Raw genomic sequence first — 14,619 nt, 5'->3', positions numbered from 1 at the left:
CGCCGGGGGCCGCCGACGGTCAGGCCAGCTCGGCCGGGAGCGGCGCCGTGTGCGTCACGATCAGCCCGGACACGGCACGGGTGAGCGCCACGTACAGCCGGCGCAGGCCGGTGCGCTCGTCCGGTTCGCCGTCCACGACGGCCCGCGGCTCGTCCAGGACCACGTAGTCGTACTCCAGGCCCTTGGCGAGCGAGGCCGGCACCAGGGTCAGCCGGCTCTCGGCCGTCGTCTCCTCGCCGGGCCCGATGTACGTCCGCCCGGCCGCCGCCAGCGCCTCGGCGAGCACCGGGATGCGGGCGTCGGCGGCGATCAGCCCGACCGACCCCTCCTGGCCCAGCAACTCCTCCACCGCACCCAGGACATCGGCGTCCGCCGTGCTCGCGCGCACCTCGAAGAAGCCCGGGTTCTCCCGAACCGACGCGACCGGTGTGAGACCGGGCGCGATGTGCGGCAGCAGCCGGGACGCGTAGGCGATGACGTCCGTGGGGACGCGGAAACCCGCGGTCAGCTCCTCCACCACGGCGTCCCCCTTGCCCAGATGGCCAAGGGCCTCCTCCCAGCTCCGGGTCGCCCACGGGGTCGTCCCCTGCGCCAGATCCCCGAGCACGGTCGCCGAACCCGTCGTGCAGCGCCGCCCCACCGCGCGGTACTGCATCGGCGACAGGTCCTGCGCCTCGTCGAGCACCACGTGCCCCAGCGAGTGGGTGCGCTGGACCAGGTCCGTGGCCTCGTCGATCAGCACGGCGTCGGCGGCCGACCACTTGGCGGACTTCACGCTGCGCACCGGCTTCGCCCAGAGGATCTCCTTCTGCTCGGCCTCGTCGAGCAGCCCCTCCGCGTGCGCGGCGAGGAAGTCCGCGTCGGTCAGCAGCCGGAGCACGAGCTTCGCGGGGTCGACCTGCGGCCAGACCGCCTTCACGGCGGCCTTCACGGCGGTGTTGCGGGCGACGGCGTCCTGCACCCGGTCGTCGGGTGCCTCTCCCGAGCGCTCCATCTGGACCAGCACGGCATGCGCGATCCGCTGCGGAAGGGCCTGGTGCGCGGCGCCGTAGCGGATGTCGCGGTCGAGCAACTCCCGGACGATCTGTTCGAGTTCGTACGCCGGGACGCGCCAGCGCCGTGATCCCCTGACCACCATTACCGGCTCGGTCGGCAGGGTCACGTGCGAGCGGAGGGCCCGGCGCAGCACCTGCGCCATCCGGGCGTCGCCCTTGATCACGGCCGCGGTCGCGTCGTCGCCGCCCCGCACCTCGACATGCGCGACGAGATCGTCGACGGTCGCCTGCTTGACCTCCAACTCGCCGAGGGCGGGCAGGACTTGCTCGATGTAGTGCAGGAAGGACCTGTTCGGCCCGATGACCAGGGTGCCGGTGCGGGCGAGCCGCTCGCGGTGCGCGTACAGCAGATAGGCGACCCGGTGCAGGCCGACGGCGGTCTTGCCGGTGCCGGGACCTCCCTGCACACAGACCGAGCCGGACAGCCCGGACCGGACGATCTCGTCCTGTTCCGGCTGGATGGTCGCCACGATGTCGCGCATCGGGCCGACGCGCGGCCGCTCGATCTCCTGCTGGAGCAGCTTGCTGGTGGCCGCGGCCTCGGCCGGGTCGGAGAGGTGCTCGTCCTCGTAGGCCGTGAGGTCGCCGCCGGTGTAGCCGAAGCGGCGGCGCAGCCCGACATCCATCGGGTCCTTCTTCGAGGCCCGGTAGAACGGCTGCGAGACCGGCGCGCGCCAGTCGATCACCATCGGGTCGCCGCCGGCGTCATGCACATGCCGCCGCCCGATGTAGAACTGCTCGCCCTTCGCGCCTTCCGCCAGGTCGACGCCCGGCGCGTGCAGATAGTCGAGGCGTCCGAAGAAGAGCGGGGTGTGGCTGAGGTCGGCGAGGGCCTTGATGCGCTCGCCGATCTGCCGGTGCAGCACCTCGGCGTTCACCCAGTTCGCGGTGACATCGCGGATGTCGAGGTTCTCGGCGTCCTCGCGCATCGCGCGGAGCGCCGAACGGGAGTGCGCGAGGTGGGCGCGCTCGCGGGAGAGGGGGTCGTCTGACGCGGAAGGGGGGCCGGACGGATCGTCGGACAGGGTGGACACGGGGAATTGCCTCCGGGGCCTGCTGCGGGAGTGATTCAGGCGGTGAATCTCTGCGGAACCGGTGTGGAATCCGTGCGGAATCCGCGGGTGACTCCAGGTGCCGTCCGGTTTCCGGCCGGGCGGCGGCACTCCGTGAAGGGAGGCGGGCAAGACGAAAGATTCTAGGCGAGGGACGGATGCCGGTGCCAATGGGTTTTCCGGCGCCGGTTTCCGCACAGTGGGCATGAGCCGCCGTCTCAGGGGCGGGCTCCGGGGTCCCTAGGGGGTGGCGTCCGTCGCGAGGTGGAGGGCGGGCGGGCCCGGAGGTGGACTCGCGGGATGCCGAGGTTCGGTCGGAAGACCGACGCCGTTCGGGGAAGGGGGCCGCACCATGGAGGTATGAGTGCAGCCACTTTCACCCCAGGCCCTGCCCATCCCGGCGCCGCCGCCCGCGGGGCGACGGCCGTCACCTCCGTCCACCACCGCCACCGCCTCGGCGACGCCCTGCGCGCCGTGAAGGTCTTCGCGACGGCCGCGTTCGATGTCGTCGTGCTCGGCGAATACGGCGAGGAAGCGGGCGTACGCCGCCACTGACGTGTACGCCCGCTTCCCACCCCGCTGAACTGCACCCCTGCCTCACGCGGTGGGTTGTACACCCGGCTCACGCGGTGGGCTGTACGCCCGCTTCACGCGGTGGGTTGTACCCCTGCTTCACGCCGTGGGCTGTACGCCCGCTTCACGCGGTGGGTTGTACCCCTGCTTCACGCCGTGGGCTGCACCCCCGCCTCACGCGGTGAGCTGTACCCCCGCCTCACGCCGTGGGCCGCACGCCCGGCTCACGCGGTGATCTGTACGCCCGCCGGGCTGTAGGCCCGTCCTGGCCCGCTGGGCCGTCCGTCCCGCCGGCCGGTCCCCGTGCCTCGCGCGACGCCCTGTGCGCCCCGCGCGGCACCCTCACTGGTGACCCTCGCCGGGGGAGTTCACTCGCTGTCGCTCAGGAGTTCGTCCGCGTCCATGATCCGGTAGGCGTAGCCCTGCTCCGCCAGGAAGCGCTGGCGGTGGGCGGCGAAGTCCTGGTCGATGGTGTCGCGGGCGACCACCGAGTAGAAGTGGGCCTGGTGGCCGTCGGCCTTCGGGCGCAGGACGCGGCCCAGGCGCTGGGCCTCCTCCTGGCGCGAGCCGAAGGTGCCCGAGACCTGGATGGCCACCGTGGCCTCCGGCAGGTCGATGGAGAAGTTGGCGACCTTGGACACGACGAGCACACTGATCTCGCCCTCCCGGAAGGCGCCGAACAGCTTCTCCCGCTGGGCATTGCTGGTCTCGCCCTTGATGACGGGCGCGTTCAGGTGCTCGCCCAGCTCGTCGAGCTGGTCGATGTACTGGCCGATCACCAGGATCTGCTGACCCGCGAACTTCCGGACCAGTGCCTCGGTCACCTTCCGCTTGGTCGCGGTCGTGGCGCAGAAGCGGTACTTCTCCTCGGTCTCGGCGGTGGCGTACGCGAGCCGCTCGGAGTCCGTGAGGTTCACCCGCACCTCGACACAGTCGGCGGGCGCGATGTAACCCTGCGCCTCGATCTCCTTCCAGGGCGCGTCGAACCGCTTGGGCCCGATGAGCGAGAAGACGTCCGACTCGCGCCCGTCCTCCCGCACGAGCGTGGCCGTCAGCCCCAGCCGGCGCCGCGCCTGGAGGTCGGCGGTGAACTTGAAGACGGGAGCGGGCAGCAGATGGACCTCGTCGTACAGGATGAGGCCCCAGTCGCGGGAGTCGAAGAGCTCCAGGTGCGGGTAGACGCCCTTCCGCCTGGTCGTCAGCACCTGATAGGTGGCGATGGTGACCGGGCGGATCTCCTTGCGCGTGCCGCTGTACTCACCGATCTCGTCCTCGGTCAGCGAGGTCCGCTTCACCAGCTCGTGCTTCCACTGCCGGGCGGAGACGGTGTTGGTGACGAGGATGAGGGTGGTCGCTTTGGCCTGCGCCATGGCACCGGCCCCGACGAGTGTCTTGCCCGCTCCGCAGGGGAGCACGACCACACCGGACCCGCCGTGCCAGAAGTTCTCCACGGCCTGCTTCTGGTAGGGCCGCAGCGCCCAGCCGTCCTCCACGAGGTCGATGGCGTGCGCCTCGCCGTCGACGTAACCGGCGAGGTCCTCGGCCGGCCAGCCGAGCTTCAGCAGGGTCTGCTTGATCTGGCCGCGCTCGGAGGGGTGCACGGCCACGGTGTCGGGGTCGATCCGGTTGCCGACGAGCGGCGCGACGCGCTTGGAGCGCAGCACCTCCTCGAGGACGGGCCGGTCGGTGGTGGTGAGGACGAGTCCGTGGGCCGGGTGCTTGCTCAGGGTGAGGCGTCCGTAGCGGTCCATCGTCTCGGCGATGTCCACGAGCAGCGCGTGCGGGACCGGATAGCGGCTGAACTCGACGAGCGCGTCCACGACCTGTTCGGCGTCGTGTCCGGCGGCGCGCGCGTTCCACAGGCCGAGCGGCGTGATCCGGTAGGTGTGGATGTGCTCGGGCGCCCGCTCCAGCTCGGCGAAGGGGGCGATGACGCGACGGCAGGCGTCGGCCCGCTCGTGATCGACTTCGAGCAGGAGCGTCTTGTCGGACTGGACGATGAGGGGTCCGTTCACAGGGTTCCTCCGAGGGTGCCCCGGCCTTCAAGCCGGGGAGGGATTGGACTCCTGCGGAGCAGGACAGGGGAAACCGCAAGTGGGCCAAGCGCGTCGTGCGTGATCATGACTGCCTTGCGGTCGAGGACTTCCGCCCGAGGTTCCTCGCCAGGACCACGATGGCCCGCAAGGCCGCCGACGCTGCGATCGGTGCGACCAAACAGGCACTGATCCACATGGCCCGCAAGCACGGCCGTGAACTGCACCTCGTCAACCCCGCGCACACCACGATGGACTGTGCACAGTGCGGAGCGAGAACGAAGCACGCGCTGCCTCTTTCGGAACGAACCTACGCATGCACCGCGTGCGGAGCCGTGTCCTCCAGGGACAAGAACTCCGCCCGCGTGATGCTTGTCCGGGCTGGTCTCAACCCGGCTGGTGCTGATCGTGCAAGAGCTGACGGACCGCCGGTCCGCAGCCGACGTGAGCCAGGAATCCCCCTCCTTCAGGGGGAGGAGTCAAACCCGTCCCTTTCTGCGTGTCGTGGCGCGGCATCCGGCGCGGATGCTCGGCCAAACCTCCAGTGTGCCCTACCGGCGGGTGATCACGGCTGGTCGTCCGCCAGCTCCGCGACCCCCGTGACCCGGTGCAGCGGATAGGTCCGGACCTCGTCCGCCGTGTGGTCGTACGCCGTGACGAAGCCGCCCTCGACCCGGATGGGGGCGATGACGCGCTGGCTGGCGGCGCCCTCGGCGTTGACGTAGCCGATCCACACCGCCTCACCGGTCATGACGGCGGCCTGCATGGTGGCCAGGGTCTCGGCGGAGCTGGTGCGGGGCAGCTCGCCGTTGCCGGGGCGGTCGCCCGCCGGGTCCGCCTTGCGCGGGGTGGTCGAGGCGAGGTCACCGGCCCGGATGGCGCGGATCGCGGCGCCGAGAAGGGTGGCGTCCGGGACCGGCGGCCCCTCCGGGACGGGCTCCGGTGCGGTGCGCGGCGGGGTGCGGTGGGCGTGCGCCCTGGTGATCAGGACGTCACCCTCCGCGGACTCGGCGGCGGGTGCGAAGCCCATCGACCGGAGGCCCGCGAGAAGGGCCGCCGGGTCGGCCTGTGCGGCCAGCACCGTGGGCGCGAGCCGCCGGAGCCCGAGCCCCTGCGAGCGCTTGTCGGCGAGGATCTCGCTGAGCACCGCGTCGTCGTCGCAGCGGACGTACGCCGACGCCGCCCCGATCCGCAGATGGCCGTGCCGGCGCGCCACGTCGTCGATCAGATAGGTGAGCGGCTGCGGGATCGGCGTACGGGAGTGGGCGGTGAGGAAGGCGTGCAGGTCGGACGCCGAACGGCCCGCGTCGAGCGCCCGGCGCACCGAGCCCGGGGTGAACCGGTAGACGGTCGCCCCGCCCTTGGACTCGACGTCCGCGAGCACACCGAGGGTGTCGGCCAGGGGGCGCTTCAGGGGGCCGGGCGCGACCGCCGTCAGGTCCGCCTGGAGCAGGACGTGGTCGAGCGGTTCGGGGAGCAGCGGGGCGAGGAGCCGGGCGGCCCGGGCCGCCGCGGCGGCCCGCTCGGCGGGGGAGTGCGGCGCCGGGGCGGTCACCGGGTGGTGCCGCTTGTGGGCGGGGAGCTTGTCGCCGGGACCCGAGGGCTCCGCCCCCTTGGCGCCCGCCGCCTCCGGCAGACCCAGCAGGGCCCGGCCCTGCGCGGACAGCGCGCCCCGGCCGGTGACCCCGAGCAGCTCCGCCTCGGACAGCGTCCACCGGGCCAGCCGGGCGCGCAGGTCCTCCGGAGAGGGCCGGGCGCCGCGCTGCGGGCGTTCCCAGTACAGCCGGGCCAGGACGGAGTCCGCGGCGGGCGTGGCGCCCTCGGGGAGCGCGGCGAGGAGGGTGAGGACGCGGTGGCGGACCTCGGGCGCCGCGGAGCGGTCGAGTCCGGGGCCGAGCGCCGACAGCGTGCGGTCCTTCGTGTCCCGTCCGCCGACCAGCCCCGCCGTGCGGGTCGCCGCGAGCCACGCCGAGGCGAGCCGTGTCCAGCGCTCGGCGGCGGGCAGCTCCAGCCACTCGTCGTAGGCCGGGGTCGCCGCGTACCGCTCCTCCGCCTCGCCGTCCGACGCCACCAGGCCCGCCGCGTGGGCGAGTTCCACCCAGAACGCGGCGACGGGCTCGGAGACGTCGAGCGCCACCGCCGTCCGCTTCAGGTCGCGCACGCTGAGCCCGCCCGCGCGCAGCACCGCCGGACCGCCCTCGTGCCAGTCCTTCATCAGTTCCTCGACGGTCGCCAGCGTCGTGTACGCCTGGCCCGCCGCGGCGGCGTCCACAACCTGTGGACGGTGCGTCGTCGCGGCCTCGACCGCGGGCGCCACCGGCTCCGTCACCCGGTGCGCACGGCCCGCGCGCATATGCAGGGCGACCTCCCGGGGCAGGACGACCGTGCCGGGCCCCGTCGGCAGCAGCAGCCCCCGTCCGATCAGCCAGCGCAGATGCGCCGCCGGTTCGGCCGTCACCTGCCCGTACGGCGGCCCCCACACCAGCCGTGAGAGCACCTCCACCGCCTCGGCGGGCGCTTCGTCCAGCAGCGCCGACATCCGGGGCCGGTCGCTGAACAGGGCACTCAGCGACGCCACCGCCGACACGGAGTCATGGGTGCTCGGCAGCCCCGCCGCGGCCACGATCTCCTGGATGCGCCCCGGGGACATGCCCGCCGTGGACTCACCGACCGTCGGCCCGAGCCCCGTCGGGGACGGGTGCTGCGGCGACGGCGCGAGCAGTTCGCGTGCCGTCCGCACCAGCCGGAGGCGGTCGTCGCCGCCCCAGACGAGGGCCTGCTCGCGGAGCGTCCCGAGAGCGTGCGGGTAGGCCGCCGTGACCGTGGGGTCGCCGTCGTCGCCCGCGAGCAGCCCGAGCAGTTCGTCGTACGTCGCCGGTTCCGGCGCCACCGCCAGCGCCTCCGCCGTCTGGAGCGCGAAACGGTCCAGGCGCTCCAGGGCACGGACCACCGAGGCACGGGTGCCCGCCCGGGTGGCCAGCTGGGTGAGATCCGTGGGGACGGGCGTGATCAGGTCCGGACGGGACCGCAGAAGGGTGGACAGCGAGGCGTCGTCCCGCGCGCGGAGGGATTCCGCCAGGGACCGCTGAGCGGTCGTCTCGGGGCTCATCCTGTCAACGGTAGCGGGTGGCGGGCCCCCGGGGCCCGGTCCCCGGCCCGTGGACCGTCCACCGGCCGCGCGGTTCCGGCGGAGAGGGGAGCGTCGTACGGCTGCCCGAGCCCTGGGCGGGGCGCTCCCGCGCACGGAAAAACCGGTACCTTCGTCACCGCGGGGTATCCAACGCACCGGCCCCGGAGGGGACTTCGTGGGCATCGAGAGCGACCAGCTGGTCTTCGACTATCTGAGCCGGGTCGGCGACCTGGCCCAGCAGCGGCAGTTGCCGTCGGCGACCCGGATGCGCCTGGTCTCGGAACTGCGGGGCGAGATCGACCGCCGCAGGGCGAAGGGCACCCCCGACAGCCCCGCCGCCGTCCGCCGCATCCTCGACCGCCTGGGCACCCCCGACGAGATCGTCGCGGCGGCCGGACAGGGCACCGAAGGGCCCGGGCCCGGTACGCGGAGCCGGACCGCCGTGCCCACCCAGCGCGCCGCCGCCGAACCGGAGGAGCGCCCCAAGGGGCTGCGCCGCGTCGTCCCCCGCCCGCGTCCCGCGGAAGCGCGCCCCGCCGAGAGCGCCGGGGCCGACGACCCGTCCCCGCCCCACCTGGCGAGCGCGCACGAACTGGGCGACAGCGTGGGCCGGCCGGACTGGTGGCGCGTGGACAACAGCCCCTTCGGGCTCGGCGACAGCGTGCCGGGGTTCGTCGGCGGCGTGGAGATCCCCGACCTGCTCAAGCCGCCCCCGGGCGAGAGGGACCGAGGGGCCGAAGAAGGCGAGGGGGAGCCGAAACCGGCCAAGGAGAAGGCGGCGGCACCGGGCCCCGAGGACGAACCGGACGCCGAGGGCGCCGTCGCGCGCCGCCGCTTCCCGCGCCTCGGCGGCTACACCAACCCCCTGCTCCTGATCGCCGCCGCCCTCCTCGTCGCCGGCGCCCTGCTCGGCAACTGGTTCGCGCTCGGCCTCGGCTGGCTGATCGCCTACGGCTCGCGCCGGCTGACCCCCGCCGAGTCGAAGTGGGCCGTCCTCGTCCTGCCGGGACTGTCCGCCACGGCCGGCATCGTCTGGATCTGGGGCCGCACGACCGGCCGCTGGGGCACCCCCGTCGCCGAGGGCCGGATGAACGAGGCGATGACCGAGACCTGGCCCTGGATCGTCCGCGGCGCGGCCGTCGCCTCGGCCCTGTACCTGGTCTGGCGCTCCCAGCGCCGCACCTGACCGCCGAAAAGGCCTGGACCGGTTCCCCGGCGGCCCGGGCACAATGGTCGATATGACGTCCCCCGCGCTGACCGTCGGCTTCGACCTCGACATGACCCTGATCGACTCCCGCCCCGGGATCCACGCCTGCTACGAGGCGATCTCGGCGCGGACCGGGACGTACATCGACTCGGATCTCGTGGTCACGCGGCTCGGCCCGCCGCTGGAGGACGAGCTCGCCAACTGGTTCCCGGCCGGGGAGATCGCGGCCATGGCCGACCTCTACCGCGAGATGTACCCCGCGCACGCCATCACCGGCACGCTCGCGATGCCCGGCGCGCGCGAGGCCGTCGAGGCGGTGCGGGCGGCGGGCGGGCGCACGGTCGTCGTCACCGCGAAGTGGGAGCCCAACGCCCGGCTGCACCTGGACCACCTGGGGATAGGCGCGGACGAACTCGTCGGCAACCTGTGGGCCGAGCAGAAGGCGGTGGCGCTGCGCCAGCACGGCGCGAGCGTGTACGTCGGCGACCACACCGGCGACGTACGCGGCGCGCGCACGGCGCGGGCGTACTCCGTGGCCGTGGCGACCGGGCCGTGCGACGCCGAGGAACTCCGCGCGGCGGGCGCGGACGTCGTCCTCGGCGACCTCACGGAGTTCCCGGCCTGGCTGGAGAACTACCGCTAGACGGGCGGCGGCGCCACCACGGGACCGCCGGCACGGCCGCCGTCAGGTACGGGCGGCACGGGCCCGGCGGCGGCCTTCCGCGGCCGAACGGAACACGCCCGCGGCGGCCAGCAGGAATCCGACGCCCATGAGCATGCTCAAGCCGAACATGTACGTCGGAAAAGGATTCGTGCCGAGCAACAGCGGTGCCACGGTGACCAGTGTGGCCAACGCGCCGATGAAGAAGACTATGGCACCGGCACGGATCAGCCGGTCACCGGCTTCGAGAGAATTCGCTTGGGTTTTGTCACGCACCCGACCAGGGTAGTTCCCTGCGCGAAGGAACAATCCAGCGACGTCTTGTCACCAGCCGACGGACCATTAGCCTTGGTACCGGCGGGTCGGTGACCCGCTGTCGTGCTATCCAGAGGCGTTCACGGGCAGTTGCCGCTGCAACCACCCGCGCGGTTTCCAGAGCAGTTTCCGACGAGTACGAGGACGAGGACAGACGTGCCCACCGGCAAAGTCAAGTGGTTCAACACTGAGAAGGGCTTCGGCTTTCTCTCCCGCGACGACGGCGGCGACGTCTTCGTCCATTCCTCGGTCCTGCCCGCCGGAGTCGACGCCCTCAAGCCCGGCCAGCGCGTCGAGTTCGGCGTCGTCGCCGGTCAGCGCGGTGACCAGGCGCTCTCGGTGACCATCCTGGACCCGACCCCCTCGGTCGCGGCGGCCCAGCGCCGCAAGCCGGACGAACTGGCCTCCATCGTCCAGGACCTGACGACCCTGCTGGAGAACATCACACCGATGCTGGAGAAGGGCCGCTACCCCGACAAGGCCTCCGGCCACAAGATCGCGGGCCTGCTGCGCGCGGTCGCCGACCAGCTCGACGTATGACCCGCGCCCAGCGCCCTGCGGCCGCTCTCCGAGGAGAATCCGGAAGGGTCCTGGGGAGAGATCAGGGGAAGGCGAGAGCGTTCGGCCCGAGGGGCGGCACCAGCCCCTCGGCCGCAGCGCGCGTGAGCAGTCCGCGGATCGCCGCGTAACCGTCCTCGCCCAGATCGGCCGTGAACTCGTTGACGTACAGGCCGATGTGCTGGTCCGCGACCTTCGGGTCCATCTCCTGGGCGTGTTCCAGGACGTAGGCGCGGGACGCCTCCGGGTCGTCCCAGGCGGCGCGGACCGAGGCGCGGGTGGCGTCGGCGAGCGCCTGGAGCCGCTCCGCTCCCAGCGACCGCCTGGCGATGATCGCGCCCAGCGGGATCGGCAGCCCGGTGGTCCGCTCCCAGTGCTCGCCCATGTCGGCGAGTTTGTGCAGCCCGTAGTTCTGGTAGGTGAAACGCGCCTCGTGGATGACGAGCCCCGCGTCGACCTTCCCGTCCCGCACCGCCGGCATGATCTCGTGGAACGGCATGACCACGATCTCGCCGACCCCGCCGGGCACCGTCTCCGCGGCCCACAGCCGGAACAGCAGATACGCCGTCGACTTCTCGCTGGGCACGGCGACGGTGCGGCCCTTCAGGTCGGCACCCGCCTCCCGCGTCAGCACCAGCGGCCCGCAGCCCCGCCCCAGCGCCCCGCCGCACGGCAGCAGCGCGTAGGTGTCCAGGACGTACGGCAGCACGGCGTACGACACCTTCAGCGCGTCGAGTTCGCCGCGCTCGGCCATGCCGTTGGTGATGTCGATGTCCGCGAACGTCACGTCGAGCGCGGGCGCTCCCGGGATCCGGCCGTGCGCCCAGGCGTCGAAGACGAAGGTGTCGTTCGGGCAGGGGGAGTAGGCGATCCGCAGGTCTTCGGCGGGTTCAGTGCGTACGGTCATGTCGGTTCCAACTCTCCAGGAGGGGCGTCAGCTTCCCGAAAGCCTCGGTGAGTGCGGCGAGAGCGTCCCCGATGCGCCACGCGGCGCGGTCACGCGGGCCGACGGCATTGGACACCGCGCGGATCTCCAGCACCGGCACCCCGTGCGCGCCGGCCGCCTCGGCGACCCCGAACCCCTCCATCGCCTCGGCGAGCGCCCGTGGATGCCGGGCCCGCAGTTCGGCGGCGCGGGCGGCGCTGCCGGTCACGGTCGACACGGTGAGCACCGTTCCGACGCGTCCACCCGTGACGGCCGCGGCCTCTCGTACGAGTGATTCCGGTGGCCGGTGGCTGACGGTTCCGAAGCCGAGTTCGGTGACCGGGAGGAACCCCTCCGGCGCCTCCGCGCCCAGATCCGCCGCGACGATGTCGTCGGCGATCACGAGCGATCCCACGGGCGCGTCGGGCTGGAAGCCGCCGGCGACACCCGCGCAGACGACGAGGCCGTAGGGCGCGCCATCGAGGGCCGCGGCGGTCAGCGCGGAGGAGACCGAGGCGGCGGCGAGGGCGGGGCCGACACCGGCGGCGAGCAGATCGTGCCCACCGACCCGGTGGAGCGTCGCCCCCGGAAGCCGTATCTCATGCCCCGTGCCGGACGACACCCCGGCCACCGCGTCCCGCTCGGCGGGGACGGCGGTGGCCACGAGCACCCTCGGCCCGGCGGCAGCGATCAGGCGTCCTTCTTGAGCTTGAAGGTCCACAGACCGGACACGGTCTTGTCGCCCTCCTTGATGGAGACGAGCGTCGAGTTGCCCGTGGCCCCGTACTGCTCGTTGAAGAAGACACTGCCGGGAATCGTCCGGTACGTCTTCGTGCTGGCGTCGGTCAGCGGCTGACCGTTCATCAGGATCGTCCAGCCCTTGTCCGCGATGTCCGGGTCCACACCGAACCGGACGGTCTCGTCGGGGTCGACCTTGATGGACTTGATGTCCTTGTCCTTCAGGCACTTCGCCAGGTCCGCGGGCTTCACCGCGTCGCCGTCGTTGTAGCAGTCGGTCTCGGAGCTCACCGAGTTGTCGCCGACCGTGATGGTGGCGAGCGGCGTCGGCTTGTCGCAGGCGGACAGGACGAGGAGTCCGGCGGAAACGGCGCCGACGGTGGCGGCGGCGCGGCGGCGGCGCGCAGCGCGTTGTCCATTAGCGGCTCTGCCGCGGGGCAGGGAGGTCATGGCCGAAGGCTATCGGGCACGCCCACCCGAGCCCCCACGTGGGGTGCGGCGTGCCGTGCGTGGCCCCCGCGCGGCTCAGGAGGCCCGCTGCCGGGCCGATCCGCCGCGGCGCGCCACGGAGAGCAGTCCCCGCACGGTCGTCAGCCACCCCACGGCGACGATCCCGGCGGCCACGGAGAGGCCGAGCGAGCCGTTGAGCGGCATCGCGATGCCGATGGCTCCACCGAGGACCCAGGCCATCTGGAGCAGTGTCTCGGAGCGGGCGAAGGCCGAACTCCGGACGAGTTCGGGGACGTCGCGCTGGATCAGGGCGTCCAGGGACAGCTTGGCGAGGGCCTGCGCGAACCCGGCGACCGCGGCGAGACACGCCACGAACAGGGTGCCGAAGAAGATCGCCGCCGCGATCGCGACGGCCAGCACGAACGCCACCACCGTCACGATGATGATCTCCGGAGCGCGCTGTTTCAGCCAGGCTCCGACGGCCGTGCCGAGCGCGTTGCCCACGCCCGCCGAGACGACCACCAGGCCGAGCGAGACCGCCGCGCTCTTGCCGCTGAGCGGCTGCTGGCGCAGCAGGAAGGCGAGGAAGAAGATCAGGAAGCCGGACAGGCAGCGCAGCGAGGCATTGGCGCCGAGCGCGTGGGTGACGGCCGTTCCCACGGTCCGCAGTCCGGGACGCGGGGCCTTCTTCACGCGAGGGCCGTGCAGATGCTCCGCGTCGGCGGCGAGCAGCGCCTTGTCCTCGCCCTTGGCGGAGTCCACCTTGGGCGGCAGCGAGAACGACAGGAACGTGCCCGCGATGAAGATCACGAAGGCGCCGTAGAGCGGATAGCGCGCTCCCAGCGACTGGAGCAGGGCGGCGATCGGTCCGGCCACACCGGTGGCGAGGAGCCCGCCCAGAGTGACCCGGGAATTGGCTTTGACCAGGGAGAACGTCGGTGGCAGGAGCCGGGGCACGACGGCGCTGCGCACCACGCCGTACGCCTTCGACGCGACGAGCACGCCGAGCGCGGCGGGATACAGCTCGAAGGTGCCGGTGACGACCGCGCCCGACAGCATCAGCGCGAGCATCGCCCGGGCGAGCATCGAGCCCGCCATCGCGGCCCGCCGTCCGTGCGGCAGACGGTCCAGCAGCGGGCCGATCACGGGGGCGAGGAGCGCGAAGGGCGCCATCGTGATGCCCAGGTAGAGGGCGACCCGGCCGCGGGCCTCGTCGGTCGGCACGGAGAAGAAGACGGTGGACGCGAGCGCCACCGTGATCATGACGTCGCCCGCGCCGTTCACCGCGTGCAGTTCGATCAGTTTCCCGAGGCCCGACTCGCCCGCCCCGTGCGCGTGCGTCGCCTTGCGGATACCGCGCGCCGTCCGTGTCACCGGGAAGTGCAGGGCACGCCCCACCGCGCGGACGGACCCGGTCACCCGGCCCGATCCGCCGTTCCCGTTGCTCCCTTTGGCGCCACCGATACCGGTTGCTCCCTGGGGCGACCTCGCGGATGCCACTCCGTCATAGTGCCCCGACTTCGGGGTGCGTAGTGCGGTTACCGCGCGTATGAGGGCCGAGTGAGGGCCGAGTGGGGGGCAGACGGAGGCGATCAGGGGCGCCGGGCCGGTCGTATGCGGATCACTTTCCGGCGGGGCGAGACAGGTGGGGTGCGTGGGAGACTTTCGGTGCTGAGCGTCCGGGATGGCGCCGTGGAGCGGCAAAGATCCCGGCGCGGAGCGCCGAAGACGCCCGCCGGTGTGGGCCCAGGGGCCAGGAGAAGGTAGCGTGCGTAACGCGCATGCGGCGATTGTTCTCGGCCGCGCGCCTCTCGGCCATCCCGCAGAATGGATGGCGTAGGTGCGCCCGAGTGCGATCGGGCGCGGACGTCGACGCGGCCCACCGGTCCGCTCCGTCCGCACCCCCGCCGGAGGAATGGCGC

General features: G+C 72.7%; 12 protein-coding genes and 1 pseudogene. 5 read left to right on the top strand and 8 right to left on the bottom strand.

Features of this window, described 5'->3' with window-relative positions:
* Positions 1-19: 19 nt before the first annotated feature.
* Complete coding sequence (locus ACFWBT_RS03635) at positions 20-2,089, bottom strand: HelD family protein (protein WP_385695370.1); 2,070 nt, start codon at positions 2,087-2,089, stop codon at positions 20-22.
* 378 nt (positions 2,090-2,467) lie between these two features.
* On the opposite strand from ACFWBT_RS03635, the gene ACFWBT_RS03630 reads away from it, so the two are divergent.
* Positions 2,468-2,662 carry a hypothetical protein gene (locus tag ACFWBT_RS03630; RefSeq protein WP_385695367.1) on the top strand — a complete coding sequence of 65 codons (195 nt, stop codon included), beginning with the start codon at positions 2,468-2,470 and terminating at the stop codon, positions 2,660-2,662.
* A 386-nt stretch (positions 2,663-3,048) separates the two neighbouring features.
* Here the strand turns inward: ACFWBT_RS03630 and ACFWBT_RS03625 are convergent, their stop codons facing one another.
* Positions 3,049-4,695, bottom strand: a complete 1,647-nt coding sequence (locus tag ACFWBT_RS03625) for a DNA repair helicase XPB (RefSeq protein WP_266759973.1) — start codon at positions 4,693-4,695, stop codon at positions 3,049-3,051.
* 71 nt (positions 4,696-4,766) lie between these two features.
* On the opposite strand from ACFWBT_RS03625, the pseudogene ACFWBT_RS03620 reads away from it, so the two are divergent.
* Positions 4,767-5,174, top strand: a pseudogene (locus ACFWBT_RS03620) (zinc ribbon domain-containing protein); the annotation flags it as partial.
* A gap of 104 nt (positions 5,175-5,278) precedes the next feature.
* Here ACFWBT_RS03620 and ACFWBT_RS03615 read toward each other — a convergent pair.
* Entirely contained in the window at positions 5,279-7,822 is a 2,544-nt protein-coding gene (locus ACFWBT_RS03615; protein WP_385695363.1) for a helicase-associated domain-containing protein, read from the bottom strand.
* Between the two features lie 196 nt (positions 7,823-8,018).
* On the opposite strand from ACFWBT_RS03615, the gene ACFWBT_RS03610 reads away from it, so the two are divergent.
* Positions 8,019-9,029: an HAAS signaling domain-containing protein gene (locus ACFWBT_RS03610; RefSeq protein WP_385695360.1), complete on the top strand. Its 1,011-nt coding sequence runs from the start codon at positions 8,019-8,021 to the stop codon at positions 9,027-9,029.
* A gap of 43 nt (positions 9,030-9,072) precedes the next feature.
* Positions 9,073-9,693 carry an HAD family hydrolase gene (locus ACFWBT_RS03605; protein WP_385695357.1) on the top strand — a complete coding sequence of 207 codons (621 nt, stop codon included), beginning with the start codon at positions 9,073-9,075 and terminating at the stop codon, positions 9,691-9,693.
* A gap of 42 nt (positions 9,694-9,735) precedes the next feature.
* Here the strand turns inward: ACFWBT_RS03605 and ACFWBT_RS03600 are convergent, their stop codons facing one another.
* Positions 9,736-9,987 (bottom strand): hypothetical protein, encoded by a 252-nt coding sequence (locus tag ACFWBT_RS03600; RefSeq protein ID WP_266759965.1) that lies wholly within the window; start codon positions 9,985-9,987, stop codon positions 9,736-9,738.
* A 195-nt stretch (positions 9,988-10,182) separates the two neighbouring features.
* Between ACFWBT_RS03600 and ACFWBT_RS03595 the strand changes: the two genes are divergently transcribed.
* Entirely contained in the window at positions 10,183-10,566 is a 384-nt protein-coding gene (locus ACFWBT_RS03595) for a cold-shock protein (RefSeq protein ID WP_351537385.1), read from the top strand.
* A gap of 61 nt (positions 10,567-10,627) precedes the next feature.
* Here ACFWBT_RS03595 and ACFWBT_RS03590 read toward each other — a convergent pair whose 3' ends face one another.
* From ACFWBT_RS03590 to ACFWBT_RS03575, 4 genes are all read right to left on the bottom strand, one after another.
* Entirely contained in the window at positions 10,628-11,491 is an 864-nt protein-coding gene (locus tag ACFWBT_RS03590) for a 1,4-dihydroxy-6-naphthoate synthase (RefSeq protein ID WP_385695354.1), read from the bottom strand.
* Positions 11,475-12,173 carry a futalosine hydrolase gene (locus ACFWBT_RS03585; RefSeq protein WP_385695352.1) on the bottom strand — a complete coding sequence of 233 codons (699 nt, stop codon included), beginning with the start codon at positions 12,171-12,173 and terminating at the stop codon, positions 11,475-11,477. Before ACFWBT_RS03585 ends, ACFWBT_RS03590 begins: the two co-directional genes overlap by 17 nt.
* Positions 12,174-12,199: 26 nt before the next feature.
* Positions 12,200-12,697, bottom strand: a complete 498-nt coding sequence (locus ACFWBT_RS03580) for a DUF2771 domain-containing protein (protein ID WP_385695349.1) — start codon at positions 12,695-12,697, stop codon at positions 12,200-12,202.
* 75 nt (positions 12,698-12,772) lie between these two features.
* Positions 12,773-14,197, bottom strand: coding sequence for an MFS transporter (locus tag ACFWBT_RS03575; protein WP_385695347.1), 1,425 nt, complete (start codon positions 14,195-14,197; stop codon positions 12,773-12,775).
* Positions 14,198-14,619: the final 422 nt, after the last annotated feature.

The sequence above is a fragment of the Streptomyces sp. NPDC060027 genome, from assembly GCF_042737005.1.
In the GTDB taxonomy this organism is placed as follows: domain Bacteria; phylum Actinomycetota; class Actinomycetes; order Streptomycetales; family Streptomycetaceae; genus Streptomyces.
This window is presented reverse-complemented; position numbering and strand designations above follow the sequence as displayed.

Bases quoted from the DNA above. Each gene is read 5' to 3' on its own strand.
- ACFWBT_RS03630 (WP_385695367.1), top strand. From the start codon at position 2,468: ATGAGTGCAGCCACTTTCACCCCAGGCCCTGCCCATCCCGGCGCCGCC.
- ACFWBT_RS03615 (WP_385695363.1), bottom strand. From the start codon at position 7,822: ATGAGCCCCGAGACGACCGCTCAGCGGTCCCTGGCGGAATCCCTCCGC.
- ACFWBT_RS03605 (WP_385695357.1), top strand. From the start codon at position 9,073: ATGGTCGATATGACGTCCCCCGCGCTGACCGTCGGCTTCGACCTCGAC.
- ACFWBT_RS03590 (WP_385695354.1), bottom strand. From the start codon at position 11,491: ATGACCGTACGCACTGAACCCGCCGAAGACCTGCGGATCGCCTACTCC.
- ACFWBT_RS03580 (WP_385695349.1), bottom strand. From the start codon at position 12,697: ATGACCTCCCTGCCCCGCGGCAGAGCCGCTAATGGACAACGCGCTGCG.